Source organism: Marinomonas sp., assembly GCF_965225885.1.
In the GTDB taxonomy this organism is placed as follows: domain Bacteria; phylum Pseudomonadota; class Gammaproteobacteria; order Pseudomonadales; family Marinomonadaceae; genus Marinomonas.
This window is the reverse complement of record NZ_OZ245329.1, coordinates 555,772-579,519: the sequence shown is the minus strand read 5'-3', so window position 1 is coordinate 579,519 and position 23,748 is coordinate 555,772. Positions and strand designations below refer to the sequence as shown.

24 protein-coding genes are annotated in these 23,748 nt (G+C 42.1%); 17 read left to right on the top strand and 7 right to left on the bottom strand.

The genetic code is table 11. The features are described 5' to 3' along the window. Positions 1 to 70: 70 nt before the first annotated feature. Complete coding sequence (locus tag ACO05V_RS02640; protein ID WP_421847223.1) at positions 71 to 949, bottom strand: AraC family transcriptional regulator; 879 nt, start codon at positions 947 to 949, stop codon at positions 71 to 73. Positions 950 to 1,135: 186 nt separating this feature from the next. Here ACO05V_RS02640 and ACO05V_RS02635 point away from each other — a divergent pair, with 186 nt between their 5' ends. Continuing rightward, entirely contained in the window at positions 1,136 to 2,194 is a 1,059-nt protein-coding gene (locus tag ACO05V_RS02635; protein ID WP_421847221.1) for an NAD(P)-dependent alcohol dehydrogenase, read from the top strand. Positions 2,195 to 2,314: 120 nt separating this feature from the next. Here ACO05V_RS02635 and ACO05V_RS02630 read toward each other — a convergent pair whose 3' ends face one another. After that, positions 2,315 to 3,676, bottom strand: coding sequence for an 8-oxoguanine deaminase (locus ACO05V_RS02630; RefSeq protein ID WP_421847219.1), 1,362 nt, complete (start codon positions 3,674 to 3,676; stop codon positions 2,315 to 2,317). 696 nt (positions 3,677 to 4,372) lie between these two features. Between ACO05V_RS02630 and mnmG the strand changes: the two genes are divergently transcribed. From mnmG to ACO05V_RS02565, 13 genes are all read left to right on the top strand, one after another. After that, positions 4,373 to 6,262, top strand: coding sequence for a tRNA uridine-5-carboxymethylaminomethyl(34) synthesis enzyme MnmG (mnmG, locus tag ACO05V_RS02625; RefSeq protein WP_421847217.1), 1,890 nt, complete (start codon positions 4,373 to 4,375; stop codon positions 6,260 to 6,262). A 51-nt stretch (positions 6,263 to 6,313) separates the two neighbouring features. After that, the gene (rsmG, locus tag ACO05V_RS02620) at positions 6,314 to 6,940 is read left to right on the top strand and encodes a 16S rRNA (guanine(527)-N(7))-methyltransferase RsmG (RefSeq protein ID WP_421847215.1); all 627 of its coding nucleotides are present in this window, start codon (positions 6,314 to 6,316) and stop codon (positions 6,938 to 6,940) included. Positions 6,941 to 6,943: 3 nt separating this feature from the next. Further along, positions 6,944 to 7,711: a ParA family protein gene (locus ACO05V_RS02615; protein ID WP_421847213.1), complete on the top strand. Its 768-nt coding sequence runs from the start codon at positions 6,944 to 6,946 to the stop codon at positions 7,709 to 7,711. Between the two features lie 45 nt (positions 7,712 to 7,756). Continuing rightward, a complete protein-coding gene (locus tag ACO05V_RS02610; protein ID WP_421847211.1) occupies positions 7,757 to 8,641 on the top strand; it encodes a ParB/RepB/Spo0J family partition protein in 885 nt (294 codons plus the stop codon). Positions 8,642 to 8,805: 164 nt separating this feature from the next. After that, on the top strand, positions 8,806 to 9,213 hold the full coding sequence (locus ACO05V_RS02605) for an ATP synthase subunit I (RefSeq protein ID WP_421847209.1): 408 nt from the start codon (positions 8,806 to 8,808) through the stop codon (positions 9,211 to 9,213). A 49-nt stretch (positions 9,214 to 9,262) separates the two neighbouring features. Then, positions 9,263 to 10,111 (top strand): F0F1 ATP synthase subunit A, encoded by an 849-nt coding sequence (gene atpB / locus ACO05V_RS02600; RefSeq protein WP_421847207.1) that lies wholly within the window; start codon positions 9,263 to 9,265, stop codon positions 10,109 to 10,111. Between the two features lie 66 nt (positions 10,112 to 10,177). Then, positions 10,178 to 10,435, top strand: a complete 258-nt coding sequence (atpE, locus tag ACO05V_RS02595) for a F0F1 ATP synthase subunit C (protein WP_012072127.1) — start codon at positions 10,178 to 10,180, stop codon at positions 10,433 to 10,435. 57 nt (positions 10,436 to 10,492) lie between these two features. Beyond that, positions 10,493 to 10,963 (top strand): F0F1 ATP synthase subunit B, encoded by a 471-nt coding sequence (locus ACO05V_RS02590; RefSeq protein ID WP_212917052.1) that lies wholly within the window; start codon positions 10,493 to 10,495, stop codon positions 10,961 to 10,963. A gap of 11 nt (positions 10,964 to 10,974) precedes the next feature. After that, entirely contained in the window at positions 10,975 to 11,511 is a 537-nt protein-coding gene (locus tag ACO05V_RS02585) for a F0F1 ATP synthase subunit delta (RefSeq protein ID WP_421847205.1), read from the top strand. A 38-nt stretch (positions 11,512 to 11,549) separates the two neighbouring features. Continuing rightward, on the top strand, positions 11,550 to 13,094 hold the full coding sequence (atpA, locus tag ACO05V_RS02580; protein ID WP_421847203.1) for a F0F1 ATP synthase subunit alpha: 1,545 nt from the start codon (positions 11,550 to 11,552) through the stop codon (positions 13,092 to 13,094). Between the two features lie 82 nt (positions 13,095 to 13,176). Continuing rightward, complete coding sequence (atpG, locus tag ACO05V_RS02575) at positions 13,177 to 14,037, top strand: F0F1 ATP synthase subunit gamma (RefSeq protein ID WP_421847201.1); 861 nt, start codon at positions 13,177 to 13,179, stop codon at positions 14,035 to 14,037. 29 nt (positions 14,038 to 14,066) lie between these two features. Then, on the top strand, positions 14,067 to 15,443 hold the full coding sequence (gene atpD / locus ACO05V_RS02570; protein ID WP_421847199.1) for a F0F1 ATP synthase subunit beta: 1,377 nt from the start codon (positions 14,067 to 14,069) through the stop codon (positions 15,441 to 15,443). Positions 15,444 to 15,506: 63 nt separating this feature from the next. Further along, positions 15,507 to 15,926 carry a F0F1 ATP synthase subunit epsilon gene (locus tag ACO05V_RS02565; RefSeq protein WP_421847197.1) on the top strand — a complete coding sequence of 140 codons (420 nt, stop codon included), beginning with the start codon at positions 15,507 to 15,509 and terminating at the stop codon, positions 15,924 to 15,926. Between the two features lie 50 nt (positions 15,927 to 15,976). Here ACO05V_RS02565 and ACO05V_RS02560 read toward each other — a convergent pair whose 3' ends face one another. Further along, the gene (locus tag ACO05V_RS02560; RefSeq protein ID WP_421847195.1) at positions 15,977 to 17,557 is read right to left on the bottom strand and encodes a TIR domain-containing protein; all 1,581 of its coding nucleotides are present in this window, start codon (positions 17,555 to 17,557) and stop codon (positions 15,977 to 15,979) included. Positions 17,558 to 17,755: 198 nt separating this feature from the next. Next, entirely contained in the window at positions 17,756 to 18,496 is a 741-nt protein-coding gene (locus tag ACO05V_RS02555) for a TrmB family transcriptional regulator (protein WP_072839336.1), read from the bottom strand. Between the two features lie 144 nt (positions 18,497 to 18,640). On the opposite strand from ACO05V_RS02555, the gene tcdA reads away from it, so the two are divergent. The 3 genes from tcdA to ACO05V_RS02540 are packed head-to-tail and all read left to right on the top strand — an operon-like array spanning position 18,641 to position 20,145. Beyond that, positions 18,641 to 19,420 (top strand): tRNA cyclic N6-threonylcarbamoyladenosine(37) synthase TcdA, encoded by a 780-nt coding sequence (gene tcdA / locus ACO05V_RS02550; protein ID WP_421847193.1) that lies wholly within the window; start codon positions 18,641 to 18,643, stop codon positions 19,418 to 19,420. A gap of 3 nt (positions 19,421 to 19,423) precedes the next feature. Beyond that, positions 19,424 to 19,741, top strand: coding sequence for a N(4)-acetylcytidine aminohydrolase (gene yqfB, locus ACO05V_RS02545; protein WP_421847192.1), 318 nt, complete (start codon positions 19,424 to 19,426; stop codon positions 19,739 to 19,741). Next, positions 19,738 to 20,145: a DCC1-like thiol-disulfide oxidoreductase family protein gene (locus ACO05V_RS02540; protein ID WP_421847190.1), complete on the top strand. Its 408-nt coding sequence runs from the start codon at positions 19,738 to 19,740 to the stop codon at positions 20,143 to 20,145. The genes yqfB and ACO05V_RS02540 overlap by 4 nt, the downstream gene beginning before the upstream one ends. Before the next feature lie 43 nt (positions 20,146 to 20,188). Here ACO05V_RS02540 and ACO05V_RS02535 read toward each other — a convergent pair whose 3' ends face one another. Genes ACO05V_RS02535 through ACO05V_RS02525 form a run of 3 tightly spaced genes read right to left on the bottom strand, consistent with a single transcriptional unit; the run spans position 20,189 to position 23,706 of the window. Beyond that, positions 20,189 to 21,943: a M14 family metallopeptidase gene (locus ACO05V_RS02535; RefSeq protein ID WP_421847188.1), complete on the bottom strand. Its 1,755-nt coding sequence runs from the start codon at positions 21,941 to 21,943 to the stop codon at positions 20,189 to 20,191. Continuing rightward, entirely contained in the window at positions 21,940 to 22,791 is an 852-nt protein-coding gene (locus tag ACO05V_RS02530; RefSeq protein WP_421847186.1) for an ABC transporter permease, read from the bottom strand. Before ACO05V_RS02530 ends, ACO05V_RS02535 begins: the two co-directional genes overlap by 4 nt. A gap of 6 nt (positions 22,792 to 22,797) precedes the next feature. Continuing rightward, positions 22,798 to 23,706 (bottom strand): ABC transporter permease, encoded by a 909-nt coding sequence (locus tag ACO05V_RS02525; RefSeq protein ID WP_421847184.1) that lies wholly within the window; start codon positions 23,704 to 23,706, stop codon positions 22,798 to 22,800. Between the last annotated feature and the right edge of the window lie 42 nt (positions 23,707 to 23,748).

Here is a 23,748-nt window from a genome sequence, read left to right as displayed (position 1 = left end):
TTAATTTAGACCACTCGCCTATTAAATTCAAGAAGGCTAATTCAAGAAAGTAAATTCAATAAGGAAAAAATTATATTACGGCGTCTTCTCTTAGCTTGTCTTTTGTCGGAGGCGCGCCGAAGTAGCGCTTATAGTCTCGACTAAATTGATGCACGCTTTTATAGCCGACTTCTAAAGCAATCTGACTGACATTTAGATGACCTTGGTTTAACAGCATTTGTGCTTTTAAAAGACGTAGACGCTTCAAGTACTGCAGAGGAGAAGATCCTGCGATATTTTTAAAATGATGGTGAAAACTGGAAACACTCATGTTGGCGTCTTCAGCAAGTTGCTCAACACGAACCTCTTGATCCAACTGCTGATGTAATTGCTTAAGAGAGTTCACTATCAATGAAAAACGCCCTTGGTTTAAGACTAAGGCGCGTAAAGCATCACCTTGTGGGCTTTGTAAGGCTTCAAAAATGACCTCTCTAACTCGACTTTGCCCCATGATTTTTGCGGTATACGGATCATGTAACGCTTTGATAAGGCGAGACACAGATTCAATCATGTCATCACTCATTGGTACGGATGACATAGGAAAATGAGATACAGATGAGTTTAACGTCTCTTCAGAAGAAACAGAAACTAACTCAGATAATACTACAGGGTCGATATCAATAGAGACCCCCAGAAGCGGTTCTTGTTGGCTTGCAAAGGTTTCGCATTCGAAAGGCAAGGGCAAGGTTTGCACCAAGTAGTGACCAGAGTTGTAATGGATTTCACGGTCACCTAAATAGCCAATTTTTCGCCCCTGAACAATAATAGTGAGTCCTGGCCGATAAATAAGCGGCATTCGAGGTAATGATTTTGCACACTTCATCAAACGAACATTGGCAATCAAGGTATCGCAAAAGCCATCGTCGCTCACTAGAGGTTTGAGCAAATCGACTAAATTTATATCGCTCATCTTTGATCCACCCATCTATAAAAATCAATGGGGTTATTATGCATACAAGATTGTGTAGGAAAAGTTAAGTTTTAGGTATTTGGAGGAATAGGCAAAACAATAGCAAGAATGCACAACACAAAACGAAAAAGTTTACTCTACACTGGATAACACGTATTTCATGTTCAAACACTGGAGTAACAATTTATGAGCCAAGCAAAATCCTATGCTGCACTCTCGGCAACAACCCCTTTAGCACCATTTTCATTTGAGCGCCGCGACCTTCGTGAAGACGATGTAAACATCGATATTCTTTATTGTGGTGTTTGTCATTCTGATATTCATACGGCGGAAAGTGATTGGGGCCCAAGTAATTACCCAATCGTTCCTGGCCATGAAATCGTCGGTAAAGTAACAGAAGTTGGCAGTAAAGTCTCTAAATACAAGGTAGGCGATATTGTCGGCGTGGGTTGTATGGTCGACTCTTGCCAACATTGTTCCCATTGTGTGGCTGACTTAGAGCAATATTGCGATAATGGCCCAGTTGGAACGTATGGTGCTCACGATTTAATCGACGGTACTTTAACCTACGGCGGTTATTCTGATCACATCGTTGTGCGTGAAAAATTCGTCTTATCCATTCCTCAAGCCTTGGAATTGAGTAAAGCTGCGCCTTTATTGTGTGCTGGTATTACGACGTATTCCCCACTTCGTCATCACGGCATTAAAGCAGGTGATAAAGTCGGCGTACTCGGTATGGGTGGTTTAGGCCATATGGGCGTGAAATTCGCTAAAGCCTTTGGCGCGGAAGTGACTATTTTCACTCGTTCTGAAAGCAAAATTACGGAAGCGAAAAAACAAGGCGCAGATCACGTCATTGTGTCGACAGATGAAGAGCAAATGAAAGCGGCCGCGATGACGTTTGACTACTTATTAGATACGATTCCTGTACAACATGAGTTGAATGGTTATCTTAATTGCTTAAAAGTTGATGGTGTTCATATTCTAGTTGGCTTAGTAGAGCCGATGGAACCAGCACCTCACACAGCAAGTTTAATTACGAAACGTCGTACTATTACAGGCTCTATGATTGGTGGTATTGCAGAAACACAAGAAATGTTGGATTTCTGTGCGGAGCATAATATCGAATGCGATGCCGAGATGATCAATATCCAAGATATTAATCAAGCTTATCAGCGCATGAAAAAAGGCGATGTGAAATACCGCTTTATTATTGATATGAAAAGCTTGAAAGAAGAAGCTTAATCGAGCGTAGCTCCTTTGGGCTGCCTTAAAATAGCTTAATAGTTAAAAAGCGCCTTTGATGGGCGCTTTTTTTGTTCTATTTTCTATTGTTCCCTATTTAGAGAGTTAAGAACAATTACGTTATTTTTTTGCTAGTAACTTATTCGCTAAACGCTGTGCATGAGCAGAGTGCTCAGCCATCAATTGTTGTCTATCAATACCAATTGCATGACCATCTTCTACCGTCCATTTTCCCGCGATCATTACTCGATTGGCTTTTTGTGCACCACATAATAGAAGTGCCGCTAAAGGGTCATGACTGCCTGAAAAGCGTAATTCATCCAATTTAAAAAGCGCCAAATCAGCCTGCTTCCCAACAGCGATTTCACCAATGTCTTCACGCCCCAGTACGGCAGCGGAACCTTTGGTCGCCCAACGATAAGCATCGAAGTGAGAAACATTGGCGGAACCATAGCGTAATCGTTGGATATATAAGGCTTGGCGAACTTCCATAATCATATTCGAGCCGTCGTTTGATGCGGAACCATCAACACCGAGTCCAACCAAGGCACCAGCCGCTTCTAATTCATTGTTTCTTGCAATCCCTGAACCCAACATCATGTTTGAGGTTGGACAGTGACAAATTCCCACTTTAGCTTTACCTAGACGACTTATTTCATCTTCATCAAAGTGGATACCATGTGCTAACCACGTTCTATCATGTAACCAACCGACACTTTCTAAATAGTCGACCGTACGCATACCAAAACGTTTTAAACAGAAAGCTTCTTCATCTAGGGTTTCAGCAAGGTGAGTGTGTAAGCGCACATTTTCATTTTTCGCTAATTCCGCGCTGCTTTTCATAATGTCAGTGGTGACGGAAAACGGTGAACAGGGTGCTAGGGCGATTTGAATCATCGCACCTTCACTTCGCTGATGATGGGCTTTAATCAACCGCGCACTGTCATCGATAATGGTTTTTTCATCTTGAACGGTAGATTGAGGCGGCAAACCACCGTCTTTTTCCCCCAAACTCATGGAACCACGAGTAAACATAGCGCGCATACCAAGAGACTTAGCAACATCAACTTGCACATCAATGGCATTTTCCATACCGGCGGGGAATAAGTAATGGTGATCTGCAGCAAGCGTACAACCGGATTCCATTAATTCCACCATGGCAAGCTTGGTCGCACTCGCTAGCATATCTGGCTCTAATTCAGCCCAAAGCGGATAAAGAGTCTGTAACCAAGGAAATAACGCTTTATTAAGTGCATCAGGAAAAGCCCGAGTGAGCGTTTGATAAAAATGATGGTGCGTATTGATTAGTCCAGGTAAGACAACATGATTAGAAGCATCAAAAATAACATCATAGTGGCTGGTGGGCGTTTTCCCAGCAGCAACCAACTCACAAATTTTTCCATCACTAATCACTACACCAGCATCCGCATTGGATGCCAATATCGCTTTAGGTGATTGAATCCAAATCGCTTGCTCAATCATAGAAATCCTCATCTTGGTCGTTTGATCTGACAAAGATTACTACAAAAGCAAAATAGTTACTCACAGGTGGATATTTTCTGAATTGTCTTTCTTTCTCCACAATGACTTACATGCCAGCAAAAAGCAGGGTCTAGCCTAATTATTCACATTGCTAATAAAGAAAAAAAGTAAATAAATGAAAAAAATTTATTTACTTGCTTGTGGATTAAATTTCTAAAAAAAATAGCTTTTTTTATGTTTATAAATAGATAAATCCTTTTTAAACAGCACTTTAGCTAATTAAAAATAGAAAAAAACACCTGTTGATAAGTATGGTGATAGGTTGATAAGAAGTTTTGCACAGTTTTTAACAACTATGGCCTTAAAAATCGACTCTGTATAAGTACCTGTTTTATGCACAGGTTAAGGTTACCCACACCACAAGATAACCCGCCCTGTCTTAACAAGATATTATCTGTGTAAGTTTTTAATAATTATAGATTTTTTATTCTTATGCACAGATTTTGGCTTGCCATATAAACATAACAAACATAAAAGAACTTATATACTTACTTATATATATTAATATTGATGACCGGGATAAGAGCGTTTCGATCTCTTTCTTTTTGGAAATTAGCCTATATACTAAGCGGCCTAAATCGATGATTGATCGTTTTTTATTCATTTTTTATATTTATTAGTAATACCGAGGTTCCTGTGGATTTCCCAAGTCGCTTTGATGTGATTGTGGTTGGTGGCGGACATGCTGGTACAGAAGCTGCTTTAGCTGCAGCACGTATGGGCGTTAAAACTTTGTTACTTTCTCACAACATTGAAACTTTAGGACAAATGTCCTGTAACCCTGCCATTGGTGGCATCGGGAAGTCCCATCTTGTTAAAGAAATAGACGCTTTAGACGGCGCTATGGCATTAGCAACGGATCAAGCTGGTATTCAGTTTCGTACTTTGAATTCTCGTAAAGGTCCTGCCGTTCGAGCCACTCGTGCTCAAGCTGACCGTATGTTATATAAAGCGGCTATTCGTCATAAGTTAGAAAACCAAGAAAATTTATGGCTTTTCCAGCAATCCGCAGAAGATCTTATTGTTGAAGACGGTGCTGCTCGTGGTGTCATTACCCAAACCGGCATTCGCTTTAATAGTAAAACCGTTGTTTTAACCGCTGGTACGTTTTTAGGTGGTGTTATCCACATTGGCTTACAAAACCACTCGGGTGGCCGTGCTGGTGATCCACCATCTATTGGTTTGGCACAAAAACTACGTGCTTTGCCATTTCGAGTTGATCGCTTAAAAACGGGGACCCCACCTCGAATTGATGCTCGCTCTGTTGATTTCTCACAAATGCAAGCACAGCCGGGTGATGATATTGATCCTGTTATGTCTTACATGGGCAATCGCGCAATGCACCCTCGTCAAATTGAGTGCTTTATAACTCATACTAACGAACGCACACACGACATTATTCGTGCGGGAATGGACAGATCACCTATGTACACAGGTGTGATTGAAGGTGTTGGCCCACGTTATTGTCCTTCTATTGAAGATAAAATCGTCCGTTTCGCCGATAAAAACTCGCATCAAATTTTTATCGAGCCAGAAGGTTTAACGACGCACGAACTTTATCCAAATGGTATTTCGACCTCTTTGCCATTTGATGTGCAAATTGAGCTAGTTCGTTCAATGAAAGGCATGGAAAATGCTCATATTATTCGTCCAGGCTATGCCATTGAGTACGATTATTTTAATCCGCTAGATTTGAAATATTCATTAGAAACCAAACACATGCCAGGTTTGTTCTTTGCTGGACAAATTAATGGTACAACTGGCTACGAAGAAGCCGGTGCTCAAGGTTTACTTGCTGGTTTAAACGCAGCGTTACTTGCACAAGACAAAGACGCTTGGACACCTCGACGTGATGAAGCGTATCTAGGTGTATTGGTTGATGATCTTATTAGCATGGGTACAAAAGAACCCTACCGTATGTTTACTAGTCGTGCGGAATATCGTTTGATCTTGCGTGAAGATAACGCCGACATGCGTTTGACAGAAAAAGGTCGTGAACTTGGCTTAGTATCTGATGAGCGTTGGGCTGCTTTCTGCAAAAAACGCGAAGCCATTGAATTAGAAACACAGCGCCTTAAATCTAGCTGGATTGTGCCAAACTCTCCTGAAGCTGAAGTGATTAATCCAAAGTTAGAAACGCCAATTACTCATGAGTACAGTTTGTTAGATTTGCTTAAACGTCCGAATATTGTTTATTCCGATGTGGCAAATTTGAAAAACGGTCTTGATGAACCCGTGGATGAGCAAGTTTCTGAACAGGTTCAAATTGCGGTGAAATACGCGGGTTATATCACTCGTCAAGCAGAAGATATTGAGCGTTTACGTCGCCAAGAAAATACCGCATTGCCTGATGATTTGGATTATTCCAAGATGGAAGGTTTATCAAATGAGATCAAGCAAAAATTGACTCAGTTGCGTCCTGCCACGCTTGCAGCAGCATCTCGAATCCAAGGTGTAACGCCTGCAGCGGTATCCTTACTATTAATTCACTTGAAAAAACGTGCGATTGCGCGCAAAAGTGCCTAGAATCATCAGCCGATAATCCCTAATTGCTATCTTTATAGAAATGGATCGACTGTGACACACTTTGACACTATTCAAAAAGGCGCCCAACAAATGGGCGCTGCTTTATCTGATGAAACGATTCAGACTCTTGTAAAATACCTAGCCATGCTAGAAAAGTGGAACAAGGCTTATAACCTGACCGCTATTCGCGATGTTGAGCAAATGATCTCTTTGCACTTATTAGACAGTTTGGCGACTTTACCCTTTATTACAGGGGACAATATTATAGATGTTGGTACTGGTCCAGGTTTACCTGGTATGGTGCTTGCTATATGTTATCCAGAAAAGCGTTTCACCTTACTTGATAGTAACGGTAAAAAAACCCGTTTTCTGACGCAAGTTAAGATGGAGCTGGGTATTCATAACGCCACTGTGGCAAATGAACGCGTTGAAAAACACAGTCACCAAGGGGAATACGATCATGTTATTTCTCGAGCTTTTGCGTCATTACAAGATATGATTAATTGGACGTTACCTCTTCCAAAAGAAACTGGTAATTTTTTAGCCATGAAAGGGGTTTACCCTAGTGAAGAAATAGCGGCGCTACCGAAAGAGGTTGATTTAGTATCTGTAGAACCTCTTAATGTGCCAAATGTTCAGGCGGAGCGTCACATGGTAGTGATGACGCGTAAAGGATAAATCATGGCAAGAATCATCGCAGTTACCAACCAAAAAGGCGGTGTGGGCAAAACCACCACCTGTGTCAATTTAGCGGCATCACTGGCAGCAATGAAGCGTCGAGTATTATTAATCGATTTAGATCCGCAAGGTAATGCGACCACTGGAAGTGGCTTTACCAAAGAAGAGTTAGACACGAGCGTCTATGACGTATTGATTGGTTCTCATGGTGTAAAAGAAGTCATGAAAAAAAGCATGCCTGGAGACTACTGGGTATTGCCTGCAAATGGTGATTTAACTGGCGCAGAAGTGGTATTACTTGATTTACCAAGTAAAGAAACTCGTCTTCGCGCCGGACTTTATGAAGTCAACAATGATTTTGATTATATTTTGCTGGATTGTCCACCTGCATTGAATATGTTGACGGTGAATGCCTTAGCGGCTTCTCAAGGTGTATTGATTCCGGTGCAGTGCGAATATTACGCGCTAGAAGGCTTAACCGCATTATTACAAACTATTAATCGTATTACGCAAGCATTGAATCCCTCTCTAGAGGTCGAAGGAATATTACGAACCATGTATGATCCTCGCCCCAGCTTAACGCATGATGTATCTAGCCAGCTTCATAAGCATTTTGGCAACAAGGTTTATGATACTGTGATACCTCGAAATATTCGTTTAGCGGAATCACCAAGTTACGGTTTACCTGTCTTACACTATGAGAAACAATCTCGTGGGGCTGTTGCTTATCTCGCCTTAGCGGGTGAGTTTATTCGAAAATCTGTCGCATAATTATTGTGTTATAAGCGTACTTTAATACCAATTAGGGTTAATGAAATGACGATGAAAAAAAGAGGTCTAGGTCGTGGCTTAGATGCATTATTGGCACCACAATCAACGCCAACGAATGAGGCTGATAGTGGTTCTAATAATGAACAAATAAAAGGCCTGACTTACTTACCTGTGGATTGGCTTTCTAAAGGTAAATTTCAACCTCGTCGTGACATGAACCCTGCGCAATTAGAAGATTTAGCCGCTTCAATTCGTAATCAAGGCATTATACAGCCTATTGTTGTGCGACCAAGTGGTCACAATCAATATGAAATTATCGCCGGTGAACGCCGTTGGCGAGCCGCCAAATTGGCCGATTTAACACAAGTACCTGTGATAGTGCGTCATGTCGAAGACGCCGATGCTGTGGTTCTTGCCTTAATTGAAAACATTCAACGTGAAGATCTTAATCCAGTTGAAGAAGCCTTGGCGTTACAGCGATTGGTCGAAGATTTTCATCTGACACAACAAGAAGTTGCCGATACGGTTGGTAAATCTCGTTCGACTGTGGCGAATTTATTACGCTTATTAGGATTAACACCGGAAGTTCGTCGTTTATTAGAGCATGGCGATATTGAAATGGGCCATGCGCGTGCTTTATTACCTTTAGAGCATGACAAACAAATTCAAGCAGCATCACAAGTTGTCACTAAATCGTTATCTGTTCGCGAAACAGAGAGATTGGTGAAGAATTTTCAAGTTGTTGAAAAAAATGAAGATAGCAAACTTACCCTGCCTGATTTGAGTGCAGAAGCAGAACGCATTAGTCAAAAAATTAATGCATCGGTAAAAATACAGCCTTCAGCCAAAGGAAAAGGCAAGGTAGTTATTGAATATCGTAACCCAGAGCACCTAGAACTCTTGATTAGCGAACTGCTTGCGGGGAAATGAAGCAATTCGTGACAAGTGTCTTTTTCTATCTAGACAAGATGGCTAGAAAGTGATCGTGTGAATCAGTTTAAGTTGAACACGGCAGCCATTACCCATATAATGCCTCGAATTTTGTAAATCATCACATTGATTGCACTTTTATAGTGCGAAAAGAGAGTTGGGTAATGGAGACAAAAAAGCCACTAAGCGCGAGTGCAATTATTAGCGCAAAAAAGAAGGCTATATTTCGTTTCCTTTTGTTGCAATTTTTACTCACTTTTTTAGTTTCTTTGGGAATTTTTTACATTGCTGGTGGTCTGTATGGGTACTCGTTTATATTAGGCGCTTTAACTAGCATATTGCCGAGTCTGTATATGGCTTGGCGAATCTTTGGTTACAAAGGGACGCGCCCAGCAAAAGATGTCGTTAGATCATTCTATCGAGGAGAAGCCGGTAAATTGGCTATGACAGTGGTTTTATTGTCGCTGGTTTTTCTTCTGATAAAACCATTAGCTGCAGGGGCTTTCTTTGCAGGTTTTGGCGGAGCAATTTTGAGCCATTGGCTCAGTCCTATCGTGTTAAGAAATACCTAAGCACGGTAGGCAATAGGATTTTAATCATTGAGAGAGCGTGGATATAAGTATGGGTATTGAAAGTCCAACAGCTTCTTCATATATAAAGCATCACCTTCAGAATTTGACCTATGGTCAACATCCTGATGGGACATGGGGTCTTGCCCATGATGCTAAAGAAGCAGCAGATATGGGATTCTGGGCAATTCATGTAGACACTATGGCGGTTTCGATTGCTCTGGGTTTCTTGTTTTTATGGTTGTTCCGTAAGGCCGCAAAGAAAATTTCGACAGATACACCGTCTGGTCTACAAAACTTTGTAGAGCTGATGGTTGAGTTTGTTGATGGTAGCGTCAAAGAAACCTTCCATGGTAAGAGCAAGGTCATTGCACCTTTAGCGCTTACTATTTTTGTTTGGGTTTTCTTGATGAATTTCATGGATTTGATCCCAGTTGATTTCTTACCAGCTGCGGCCAAATGGATTGGTGTGTCAATATTTGGTGCTGATCCTCATCATGTCTATTTTAAATTTGTTCCAACAACAGATATTAATGCCACGTTAGGCATGTCACTTTCTGTTTTTGCTTTGATTGTTTTCTACAGTATCAAAGTGAAAGGCATTAGTGGTTTTGTTGGTGAACTTACGTTACAGCCATTTGGCAAATGGATGATCCCTTTCAATTTATTGCTTGAAGGTGTTGGTCTACTTGCGAAACCTGTTTCATTAGCATTGCGATTGTTCGGTAACTTGTATGCTGGTGAATTGATCTTTATTTTGATTGCTATATTGCCTTGGGGCCTACAATGGGCTCTGTCTGTGCCATGGGCGATCTTCCATATTTTGATCATCGTGCTTCAAGCCTTCATCTTTATGATGTTGACTATCGTCTACTTAAGTATGGCGCACGAAGATCATTAATAGTGTGTTCTTTAAAGTAATAATTTTTTAAACCTTATCTAAAACTGTGAAAATGTAGGAGTTAAAATGGAAACTGTAGTTGGTCTTACTGCGATCGCTGTAGCCCTTCTAATCGGTCTAGGTGCCCTAGGTACTGCGATTGGTTTTGGTATTTTGGGTGGGAAATTCTTGGAAGGCGCTGCGCGTCAACCAGAAATGGTTCCAATGCTGCAAGTTAAAATGTTCATCGTAGCGGGTCTTCTAGATGCCGTAACTATGATCGGTGTAGGTATCGCATTGTTCTTCACTTTTGCGAATCCTTTTGTTGCTTTGGTCGCTGGTTAATATTCTGCAAAACTTTGCGGGAATGATTTTTAAACGACTAAAAGCGAGGGTATTAGCGTGAACTTAAATCTCACACTTCTAGGCCAAGCTATCTCGTTTGCCATTTTTGTCTGGTTCTGCATGAAATATGTGTGGCCACCAGTAATTGCTGCGCTCGAAGAGCGCAGTAAAAAAATTGCAGACGGTTTGGAAGCAGCGAACCGTGCTTCACGTGACCTTGAGTTGGCACAAGAACAAGCCACTCAAATCCTACGTGAAAGCAAAGAGAACGCGGCCGAGATTATTGAACAAGCCAACAAACGTGCGAACCAAATGGTCGACGAGGCAAAAGAGCAGGTGATTGCCGATGGCAAACGTCTGCGCGAAGCAGCTCAAGCAGAGATCGAACAAGACGTTATGCGTGCTAAAGAAGCATTGCGTGCTCAAGTGTCCGTTCTTGCATTTGCTGGTGCCGAGAAGATTTTGGGAGCCACCATTGACGAAAAAGCACATAGCGAGATCGTTGAACAGCTCGCCAAAGAGCTTTAAGCGAGGGTCTAATGGCTGAATTAAAAACAGTCGCGCGACCGTACGCAAAAGCGGTTTTCGAAGTTGCTAGAGAGCAAGGTCACATTGTTGAGTGGGCTGATATGTTAAATATATTAGCTGCTGTAACGGTTGAACCTAAACTTAAAAAAGCACTTGGAAATCCAGCTTTTAGTGCGGAAGAGAAGGCAAACGCTCTAGCGGACGTTTGTGCAGAAGTAACGACAGAACAAGGCAAGGCATTTTTGTTAGCCCTAGCTGTGAATAAGCGTTTATCGCTTCTTCCTGCTATTTCTGAGTTATTTTTACAGTTCAAACTGAATTTCGAAAAAGCCGTAAATGTTCAATTTACGTCTGCATTCGAATTAACAGCAGAACAAACACAAGCATTAGCCGCTTCACTGGCTAAAAAGTTGGACCGTACTGTCAACTTAACCAGTGAAACAGACGCAAGCCTAATTGGTGGCGTGGTTATTCGTACAGGTGACTTAATCATCGACGGTTCAGTGCGCGGTAAATTAGCGAAACTGGCCGAGGCGATAAACTCCTAGTGTTTCGTTAAATCGAAACCAGGGTTGAGGAATTTAGCATGCAGCAACTGAATCCATCTGAGATCAGCGAGATTATCAAGAAGCGCATCGAGAACCTCGATGTATCTTCTGATGCCCAAAATGAGGGCACAATTGTCAGCGTGGCAGACGGTATCGTTCTGATCCACGGCTTGGCAGATGTTATGTACGGGGAAATGATTGAATTCCCTGGTGGTGTTTATGGTATTGCTTTGAACCTAGAGCGTGACTCTGTCGGTGCAGTAGTACTTGGTAAATACCAAGACCTTGTAGAAGGTCAAAAAGTGAAATGTACAGGTCGTATATTGGAAGTTCCAATTGGTCCTGAATTGCTTGGTCGTGTTGTTGACGCGTTGGGTAACCCAATCGACGGCAAAGGCGCTATCAATGCAAAACTAACTGATAAAGTTGAAAAAGTGGCGCCAGGCGTTATCGAACGTCAGTCAGTTGATCAACCGATTCAAACAGGTTACAAAGCAATTGACGCTATGGTGCCGATTGGTCGTGGTCAACGTGAGTTGATCATCGGTGACCGTCAGATTGGTAAGACTGCATTAGCAATCGATACCATTATTGCTCAGAAAGATTCTGGCATTAAGTGTGTGTACGTAGCGATCGGTCAGAAACAATCTACAATTGCTAACGTCGTGCGTAAGCTTGAAGAAGCTGGCGCAATGGAATACACCACAGTCGTAGCAGCTGGCGCATCTGATCCAGCAGCAATGCTTTACATAGCGCCATACACTGGCTGTACTATGGGTGAATATTTCCGTGACCGCGGTGAAGACGCGTTGATCATTTATGATGATTTGACCAAGCAAGCTTGGGCTTACCGTCAGATCTCTTTGCTTCTTCGTCGTCCGCCAGGTCGTGAAGCCTACCCAGGTGACGTATTCTATCTTCACTCTCGTCTTCTTGAGCGTGCATCACGTGTAAACGTTGATTACGTAGAGAAATTCACCAATGGTGAAGTGAAAGGCAAAACCGGTTCTTTAACCGCATTGCCAATCATCGAGACTCAAGGTGGTGACGTATCTGCATTCGTACCAACCAACGTTATCTCCATCACAGATGGTCAGATATTCTTGGAAACGAGCTCGTTTAACGCTGGTATTCGTCCAGCGATGAACGCAGGTATTTCGGTATCTCGTGTAGGTGGTGCAGCACAAACTAAGATCGTCAAGAAACTTGGCGGTGGTATTCGTCTTGCATTGGCTCAGTACCGTGAATTGGCGGCTTTCGCTCAGTTCGCATCTGACCTAGACGAAGCGACTCGTAAGCAGCTAGAGCACGGTAAACAGGTTACTGAACTGATGAAACAAAAGCAGTTCTCTCCTATGTCTGTAGCTGATATGGGCGTAGTTCTTTACGCTGCTAATGATGGCTTCCTTGAAGATGTTGAAACAAGCAAAATTGGTAGTTTTGAAACTGCTTTGTTGGGCTTCATGAACAGTGAACACACTGATCTTATGGCTGACATTAACAAAACTGGTAATTTTAACGGCGAGATTGAAGCGACATTTAAAGCGGCAATCGAGAAGTTTAAAGCGACGCAAACTTGGTAATGAGTTTGGTGACAAGCAATTAAAGCTTGTCACCACTTTGTTGCAGTTTGTGAAATAACATTCTCACAAGGGCAGTTCTATTATGGCAGTCGGAAAAGAGATACGTACTCAGATTTCGAGCATTAACAATACGCGTAAAATTACTCGTGCTATGGAAAAAGTAGCAGCAAGTAAAACGCGTAAAGCTCAGGATCGTATGGCCGCTTCTCGTCCGTATGCGGAACGAATTCGCCAAGTAGTTGGTCATTTGGCCAACGCGAATCCTGAGTATAAACACCGTTACCTTACCGAACGTGAGGCGAAGCGTGTTGGTTATATCGTAATCTCTTCTGATCGTGGTTTATGTGGTGGTTTGAACGTTAACGTGTTCAAAAAAGCCATTAGAGATATGAAACAGTTCGCTGATTCCGGTGTTGAAGTCGACATCTGTGCAATCGGTAGCAAAGCCGTTTCATTCTTTCGTAACTACGGCGGAAATGTAACAGCAGCCTTCACCGGTTTAGGTGATGCACCAAAAGCTGACGATTTAGTCGGTAGCGTAAAGGTGATGCTAGACGCATTTGACGAAGGTCGTATCGATCGTCTTTATGTGGTTTCAAATGAGTTCGTGAATACCATGACTCAAAACCCGACGGTTGAACAACTTTTGCCATTAAAAGCGGAAGAGAATACAGAGTTAAAGCACCACTGGGATTACATTTATGAACCAGAAGCCGTTGAAATTTTGAACGAATTATTGGTTCGCTATATTGAATCTCAAGTATATCAGTCAGTGGTTGAGAATATTGCGTGTGAACAAGCAGCTCGTATGCTTGCGATGAAAAACGCAACAGACAACGCCGGCGATATCATTGATGAATTGCAGTTGGTGTACAACAAGGCTCGTCAAGCAGCGATTACTCAGGAAATTTCTGAGATAGTCAGCGGCGCGGCAGCGGTTTAAGGTATTTAGGTATTTAAGAGGATCCGAACATGAGTAGCGGACACATCGTACAGGTTATTGGCGCGGTTATGGACGTGGAATTCCCACGTGATAGCGTGCCAAAAGTATATGATGCCCTGACCATTGAGGGTAAACAGTTGGTGTTGGAAGTTCAACAACAACTAGGCGACGGTATTGTTCGTACCATCGCAATGGGTTCCACTGACGGTATTAAACGTGGCTTGGTTGTAGAAAATACAAACAAACCAGTTTCTGTACCAGTTGGTATTAAAACACTAGGACGTATTATGGACGTTCTAGGTAATCCGATTGACGAAAAAGGCCCAATCGGCGAAGAAGAGCGTTGGTCAATTCACCGCGCAGCTCCTTCTTATGCTGAGCAGTCTTCTAGCAACGAATTGCTAGAAACGGGTATCAAGGTTATCGACCTTGTTTGTCCTTTCGCGAAAGGTGGTAAAGTTGGTCTGTTTGGTGGTGCCGGTGTAGGTAAAACCGTAAACATGATGGAACTTATCCGTAACATCGCAATCGAGCACAGCGGTTACTCTGTATTCGCTGGTGTTGGTGAGCGTACTCGTGAAGGTAACGACTTCTACCACGAGATGACTGACTCGAACGTAATCGACAAAGTATCTCTTGTATACGGCCAAATGAACGAGCCACCAGGTAACCGTCTACGTGTTGCTTTGACTGGTTTGACAATGGCTGAGAAGTTCCGTGACGAAGGTCGTGACGTACTTTTCTTCGTAGATAACATCTACCGTTACACGCTTGCGGGTACGGAAGTATCTGCATTACTAGGTCGTATGCCATCTGCGGTAGGTTACCAGCCTACACTTGCTGAAGAGATGGGTGTTCTTCAAGAACGTATCACCTCTACTAAGACTGGTTCTATCACGTCTGTTCAAGCGGTATACGTACCTGCGGATGACTTGACAGATCCATCTCCAGCAACAACGTTCTCTCACTTGGACGCAACGGTTGTATTGTCTCGTGACATCGCATCTTTGGGTATCTACCCAGCGATCGATCCTCTTGATTCTACTTCACGTCAGCTTGACCCACTAGTTATCGGTCAAGAGCATTACGACGTAGCACGTGGCGTTCAAATGGTATTGCAGCGTTACAAAGAATTGAAAGACATCATCGCAATCTTGGGTATGGACGAGTTATCTGAAGAAGATAAACAAACGGTTAACCGTTCTCGTAAAATCCAGCGTTTCTTGTCTCAGCCTTTCTTCGTAGCAGAAGTATTCACTGGCTCTCCAGGTAAGTATGTTTCTTTGAAAGACACGATTCGTGGCTTTAAAGGCATCTTGGATGGTGAGTTCGATGATCTTCCAGAGCAAGCGTTCTACATGATTGGTAGCATCGACGAAGCTGTCGAGAAAGCTAAGAAACTTTAACCATCACGCGTAGCAAAAGCGTTGCAAGGCGCTTTTGCTAAGTATGACTAAGAGAGGCAACTTATGGCTATCACAGTACACTGCGATATCGTAAGCGCTGAACAAGAGATTTTTTCCGGTACGGTTCAATCTCTTGTGGCTGCAGGCAGCTATGGCGATTTGGGCATTATGCCTGGTCACGCGCCATTGTTGACGACTCTGCAACCAGGTCCTGTTCGTGTGGTTAAAGAAAATGGTGACGAAGAGGTAATCTTCGTGTCCGGTGGCTTCCTAGAAGTTCAACCGCACCGCGTCACCGTCTTGGCTAACACAGCCACTCGTGCAAGAGATCTGGACGAAGAGGCGGCACTAAAAGCTCAGGAACATGCTAAAGAGCTTTTGGCTAACCAAAAACCTGACGTCGACTACACTCGTGCGACAGTGGAACTAGCAGAAGCTATGGCCCGCTTGCGTACTATTCAGCAGTTCCGCGAGCACAAATAAGCGGTAATGTTGAGTTTGAAGTCAAAAAAAGCAGCCTAAGGGCTGCTTTTTTATTTTTCGTCATATGACTTTATTAAATGTATTAAGTCTTCTGAAATTTCATCTATATTATTATCAAATTTTTTATATAGTTTATCTATTATTAATGGGAATTCTTTAGCTAACTCTTCATTGTCACCGACAAATATAGGTAGAATTTTCTTCAAATTTGAATTTATATCCATCGCTATAACTGAGTTCAACTCAGCCATAGGCCATTTTTTATTTATAGAATCTTTGGATATTACAGTGACAACATATTTAGATTTTTTTAATGCTGTATTTATCTTGGAGACTAAAGAGTCGCCCCAACTTATACGTATATTATCAATAAATACATGGTAACCTTTATCATTGAGATAGTTATATAAAGGCATTGCAACGGACTCTTTATCTTCACTTGCATGACATATAAAAACATCGTACATATCAAATTTTTCCTTTAATATAGATATATTCTTTGGAGGATTATTATCTATTTTCAATATTTTTTTACATAAAGATAGGTATGCTGAAAAATCTTCGCCTCTGATCATTTTAATAAAAGATAGTCTTCCATACACATGATTCTTAAGGATTGATCCATTTGGGCTTTCTGTTATCTTAATGTTTAGATTTTTAATTAACTCTCTTTCAGCTAAAATCGCTCCATATTTTCCCCAGCTATGAATAATTGCTCTAGTATTTCTTATATATTTTCTATCGATGTTAACTCTTTCATTTACGATTAAACCTGTAACTACCTGCTTTTCATATTGCTTTTGCAATCTGGTTTTTTTCTCGTTTATTAGAAAACCAGAGCTAATAATAGCTTTTTCTAGAAATGAACCTACAGCCCATTTGTTACCTTCTGAGCCTATCTTTCTTATTATGCTTTCAGGCATTTCCTTATTTGATGATAAAGTTATGTCGTCTGCATAGCGTGTATATGTTAAATGATATGCTTTAGCTATTTGTATTAGTTTATTATCTAATTGAACAGATGCCAAATTAGAAATTAGTGGAGAAGTGCATGCACCTTGAGGTAACTTGTTTTTATAGGTACATATTTCTGCTAATAAATTTGCAGCTTTAGTTTCTATGTTGAATGGTTTATTTAAGAAGATTCCCCTTACTCGACCTCTATTTATAGATCCGAAAAAATCCACTAAATCAATATTCAAGATAAATTTTTTCTTCTTATGTTTTTCTGCATTAGTGATAATGCTTCTTCCGCCTGAAACGAACCCATGAACAGGTGCTTTTATTCTATAGTAAGGCTCTAATAAAATTTTGATTTTATTCTGTAATATTGATAAAGAAACTGAAGGAGAGTCAATAACTCTTAGTCCTCCAGATTTTTTAGATATTGTAAAACTAGAGTATTTTTTTTGCTCGTATATGATATAGAGTAATTGACCTAATGGTACTTCGAGAACATTTGCTAGGTCTTGTTGAGATGTTAACCTAGAAAATTTATCTTTAGCTAAATCTAGGTCTAATTGGATGGTGTTTTTAAGTTTAGGATTATCCCATATTATTTTTTCGTCTGTTTTTTCTTGGATTGTTGGTTCATAACTTTTGAATAGAAAATCTAATTGGGGTTCGTCCATAAAAAAAGCCTTAGCTCATCACCTATTGCATTTCAAAGTAGCCTATCAGAAAACATCATACTGGTTAAAGGCGAAGCCTTGATAAGGCGTAATGTGCTTGTATTTTTTAGTCCGAAGCAGTATCAACTTCAGTCAGTTTGAGCTAAGGCTTTTGCCCAAAATAAGTTAGTGTGCATTTCAAGTCAAATAAATTATTTTTTAAAGCATCTTCCACAGTGTATCGAAGATGATCTGCTGTGCTTTAGCGATGTCTTTTGATTCCAATACCACGGCAGAAGGGAAGTTGTTACTCGCTAAAGAGATGATTGCACACTTTGGCGGATAGATAGCGATATAGCTAGCGTCGACCGAACCTTCCGTTTTAATCCACTTACGTTCCGACAACTGGGCTTCCTCACCACCATCCCCAAGCGCGATCACTTTTACGTTAATACCAAGCTTTACACGTTGTTTTGTGTAGTTTGGAAAAGGGCGATACAAGAATGGACGAATCGGTTTGGATGAAAACACACAATATTCTTTGTGGTCTTGTTGCGACACCACGTTTAAAATATCTCGCAAGACCCACTCTATACCATCATCGCCTTCGTAATAACGTACATTAGTTTGATGGTAATCTGGCTGCTGTTGATGCAAGTTAGGGATGATAGTGTTCTTTAGGTTTTCAATGGTTTTGTCTAGGCGGTTGCGTTTTTCTTCCGCGAGATTCAACAGAATATCTGGGTTTTCAGCGGTAAATAATCGGCGTTTGCCTTTTGGAAAATAACTGACGATGCCTTTGCTTTGTAACTGTTTTAGCGACTCATAGGCCGTACCGCGATTGATGCCGCTGTGTTCGGCAATATCTCGAATAGAAGAAGGGCCTAGCTTTAATAGAGTTTGATAAAGTTGCGTTTCTCTTGGCGTCAAACCAAGCATTTCAAAAGCTTGCTGAATCATAGGGCTCACAGTACCTGGTGATTATTTATATAAATCTTTGTATGCAAAGGTTTCTGATAGAGAGTAATTCGTCTTTGCTAGGTTCAAAGAATACACTTATTGGCATAAAAAGCGCAGGGTAGAACCTTCTGCGAGGAGAGAAAAGTGACAAACGATCAACGATTTGGTGGCATTCGCCGTTTATATGGCGATGCCGCGTATGAGTTTTTTACTCAAGCTCACGTTTGTGTCATCGGTATTGGTGGCGTTGGCTCTTGGGCAGCAGAAGCACTGGCACGTTCAGGTATTGGATACATTACCCTTATTGATATGGACGATGTTTGCATCACCAATACCAACCGCCAGATTCATGCTCTAGATGGCAATATAGGTCAGTCAAAAGTGGATGTGATGGCGGAACGTATTAAGTTGATTAACCCTGATTGCCAAGTAACCTGCATCGAAGACTTTATTACTCCTGAAAACATCTCTGAGCTGCTCTCTACGCCGTTTGACTACATTATTGACTGCATTGATAGCATCAAACCAAAAGCCGCTCTAATGGCGTGGAGTAAGAGCAACAAGCGTAAAGTCATCACTGTCGGCGGCGCTGGCGGTCAAATTGATCCGACGAAAATCTTAATTGGTGATCTTTCAAAAACGGAAAAAGATCCGCTCGCGGCGAAGTTACGTAATTTTTTGAGACGGCATTACAACTTCACCCGCAATCCGAAGCGCCGCTTCGATATCGAGTGTGTGTATTCCACCGAGCAATTGCGTTATCCGCAAGGCGACGGCACGGTTTCCCATCAGCGCTTAAAAGGCGATACAGAAACCAAAATGAACTGCGATACCGGTTTTGGTGCTAGCACCGCAGTGACCGCTTCCTTTGCGTTTGTTGCGGTGTTGAGAGTGTTGGAAAAACTGGCGCAAAAGGCGAATTAAGCAATGACACCGACGACCATGACGTTCTTTCAACGCTTTGAGGCCGATATCCTGTCGGGCAAAAAGACCATTACTTTGCGCGATGAAGCGGAAAAGCACTATGTTCCCGGTTCGGTTGTAACCGTATCTACCTTCGAAGACGGTCGGGTGTTTTGTCGATTAAAAATAGTGTCTGTCGAGCCTATCTTGTTTGACGCTCTAACGTATTATCATGCTGAGCAAGAAAATATGACCTTGGATGAATTGAGGGAAGTGATTCAAGATATTTATCCAGGGATTCAACAGTTGTATTTGATCTCTTATCAGCTGGTTGATGCATGACAGACAAGCAGATACTGCTCATCTATGACAAAGAATGTCCTACTTGCCATTTTTATTGCCAGATCGTTCGTATACGTCAAAGCGTTGGAGAGCTAGTACTGATTGATGCGAGAGAACATCCTGAAGTGTTGCAAGAAATCACCGATCAGGGCTTGGACATAGATCAAGGCATGGTGTTGAAAATGGACGGACAGCTTTATTACGGCTCGGATGCGATTCACCTTCTAGCCTTGCTTAGCGGCCGATCTGGTGTGTTTAACCGCTTGAACTATTGGCTGTTTAGTTCCCCAAAAGTGTCCGCTTTCTTGTATCCCATATTAAGATATTGCCGTAATGTGTTATTGAAAATATTGGGAAAAACCAAGATTAATAACCTAAAACGAGCTGATAACGAGAAGTTTTAATTATCAGGCCAGACACATATCACTTGTCTGGCCTAGATCTTTGTTAATGATTAGCCGATAGTAGCTGATGCACTTCATAGGCCGCCAAGACAGTGGCTGTCTGTACGTCGTGGCCGGTAATGAAATGTTCTCCATAGATGGTTTCATCAGGATATTCAGTAATAAGCTGTATAGGAATGTCTTCGGATTCGCCATGAGAAATAAGGCAAGGGAAGCTGTTTATGATGCGAAAGTTCGTTTCCCCTGCATGCTTTCTATATAGCTCAACTTGTTCATTATTGAATGCCAGCACCCCTGGGATTTTAATCAGCTTTAAAGTGACTAAGTGTGCGAACTCTTCAGCATAAGTCGTCCATTTCTCATCCGCGCTGTGGCGTAGAATTAAGAAAAAACCTTTTGGTATGGTCCACATATCAAAACCATGAGGAACATAACCTGAAAGCGGTCGAGTCCATTCGTGAGATGGGTAACCATGAAGGTTTATATGCAGCTGTGCTTGGCTCATCTCTCGGGCCTTGTGACGAATTTCTTTTTCATAAAGCGAGCCTTTCTCGCGATATTCCAAATCGTCGCCTAATCCAGTGTAGCGAGCAGCATGATGCATATGTTGAGGATTATCTTTGATCAATCTCTGATGCAACGCGTAGCCATCAGGGTTTTCTAATGGCGAGATCGTAAAATGACTGTCTTTTTGTTGATTAAGAATCTGAGCCGCACGTAACGCCCCAACCACACCAGTGGTTTCGTTAGCATGTTGTCCGCCACTGATCATGACGGGAAAGTCAGTGCCTTTATGATAGCGAGCATTTACTTTTCGGCTGGTTATTGTGTCTGCTGTAAAGATGTCGCCGGTGATTTTCGCCAGTTCCTCTTCTACTTGCGCCATGCTGATTGGTGCTTCAGCGGATTCTAGGCTTTGCTGACCTGTGGTGTTTTCTGTTTGATAAGCTCTCGTTGCTATCGTGATGCTTAGATTATCAGCTTTGGAATAGCCTATCTCTGGTACGATTTGACCCGGTTGGCTGGTTCTTTCATTAGGAAGATAGCCCGCTTTGGTTTTGAACCATTCCTGTAATGAAAAATAGAAATCCTCATGCAAAGCTTCGCATAGACTAATGACTTCATGTCGATAAGGAAGCGGTTGGTCTTTCCACGGCAAAGACACTTGAATATTCAGTTCTTCGAAATAGGGTTCGTTTTCTGACCAAGTATGTTTTGAAATAGCTGTCATGGCAGCGTTAAAAAGAGCTTCGTAATCGGTTATTAAACGCTGATTCTCTGTGAGTTTCCCTTCTGAATCAGTGATTTTTAACCAGCCAGTAGGGGACAGATGGGCTTGGTTAATGAAATCTAGATGCAGATGATTGGGTGCAAACACCTTATGTTGGGTTTGAACACCTGTTTCAGCACGAAGAATGACATCGTAAAAGTCCGTTGCTTCTGGGTTGGCCACAAAATGAATATTCGCCTTACCCACCAAAGCCGAAAGTGGGTAGGTTTCTAACAAAAAGCGTTTTTCTGATGCAGATTCATCAATAGGATAATGCACTTCAATACGAGTGACTTTACTCGAAATAACGTCCATTTCCTCTAAAAAGAAGTGCAAAAGTGGCTTATAAGCACTTCGAAATTTGGCTTTAATTCCTAAATTCAGCAAGGCTGATTCGGCTTGTTGGCGATGCTCTTGATTGGCAAATACCCACGCTTCTATCAACTGGCCTTGGTATTGTGTGTTACCAAATTGCTCGACCAACTGATGTAAGGTTGGTGTAAAAGTGGTAGAAAAAATAGTGCTCATCGTGACGTCCTACCTGTCGGGTCTAGACTGTCGCGAAGCCAATCCCCTAAAAGGTTCAATCCTAGAACCGTTAATAAAATAGCGAAGCCAGGAAATACGCTGACCCACCAAGCATTTTGAATGTAAGTTCGGCCATCGGCGAGCATACCGCCCCAGCTTGGCGTTAATGGATCTACGCCAAGACCAAGGAAAGTTAAACTACTTTCTAGCAAGATGTTGTTTGCCACATTCAGTGTCATTAATACGATGACAGGGCCAATGAGGTTCGGCAGTAAGTGACGGAATAAAATACTAAAGTGACTGACACCAATGGCTTGCGCAGACTGGATAAATTCACGATCACGCAAAGACAACACCGATCCACGTACTAATCGAGCGTACTGAACCCATTGAGAGATAATCAGTAGGAAAATCATATTCGCCAAGCCGCCGCCAACAATAGCGATAAAGGTAATGGCTAATAGAATAAAGGGCATCGCCAGTTGAACATCGGCAAAGCGCATAACAATGACATCCCAGAAACCTCGGTAATAACCTGAGATTAAGCCCATTATTACGCCGAATACCACGGCGCCTGCCACAGATAAAAAGCCCACTTGTAGCGAGATTTTACCGCCTGATACTACGCGAGCCATCACATCACGACCCAGTGGATCGGTGCCAAAAAAGTGCCCTGCGTGAGTAAAAGGTTCTAATAAGCGAGCAGATAAATTGATTTTATCGGCTCCTTGAAACAAGAAATCGGAAAACAGCACTAAGAAGCAGATTCCTCCGGTGAGTAAAACACCGAGAATAAATTCTAAGCTCTTATACTGAGATAAACTGGCACTAAAACGATTCGCTGACATCTTGTATTACTCCGTACGAATGCGTGGATCGATCAAGCCATACGCAATATCAACCAACAGGTTAACGCTAACGATAAGCATGGATAAAATGGTGATAACGGCTTGTAACACTGGATAGTCACGACTACTTACCGCATCGAAAGCAAGCGTTCCAAGGCCAGGCCAATTGAAAACGCGTTCGATAATGACTATCCCACCTAATAACCCACCGAATTGCAGGCCAAAATAGGTAATCAATGGAATCGCACAATTGCGTAAAGCGTGTTTATAGAGCACCGTGTTTTCGCTGAGGCCCTTGGCTCTTGCAACCATAATGTATTGCGCCTGAAGGGTTTCCAGCATTGACGAGCGCACCAGACGCACATTGGTTGCCGTTAAGATAATTGCCATGGTGAAAGCCGGCATTAAGAAACTGGCGAAGCCATCCATTCCGCTTGGTGGTAACCATTGCAGCCAGACGGAAAACATCAGAACCAGCATAAGCGCCAACCAAAAATTCGGGAAAGACAAGCCAATCAAAGAGACGATACGGATCAGTTGGTCTGGCCATTTGCCTTTAGAAACTGCCGCTTTAATACCCAAAGGAATAGAAATGGCGATAGACACAACCATCACCGATGCGGCCAGCATTAACGTGGCAGGTAAGGATTTGCTGATTAGGTCGGCAACAGGTGTTCCTCCCATGAAACTACGACCAAAATCGAAGCTGAATAAGCCTTTTAGAAAATCAAAATACTGAACAAAAAAGGGCTTATTGATGCCTAATGCTTCACGAATTAACATCAGGTCGGCTTCCGTCACACTGCCTGCCCCTTGAGTCAGCATAAGCGCTGGGTCTCCTGTTAAGCGTATAGCAAAAGCAACGATTAAGGTGACCGCTAACAGTACAAATACCGCTTGCAGAAATCGTTTCATTAAAAAGTTCGCCGTGACCTTTCCTTTAAATTAAACCGGGTT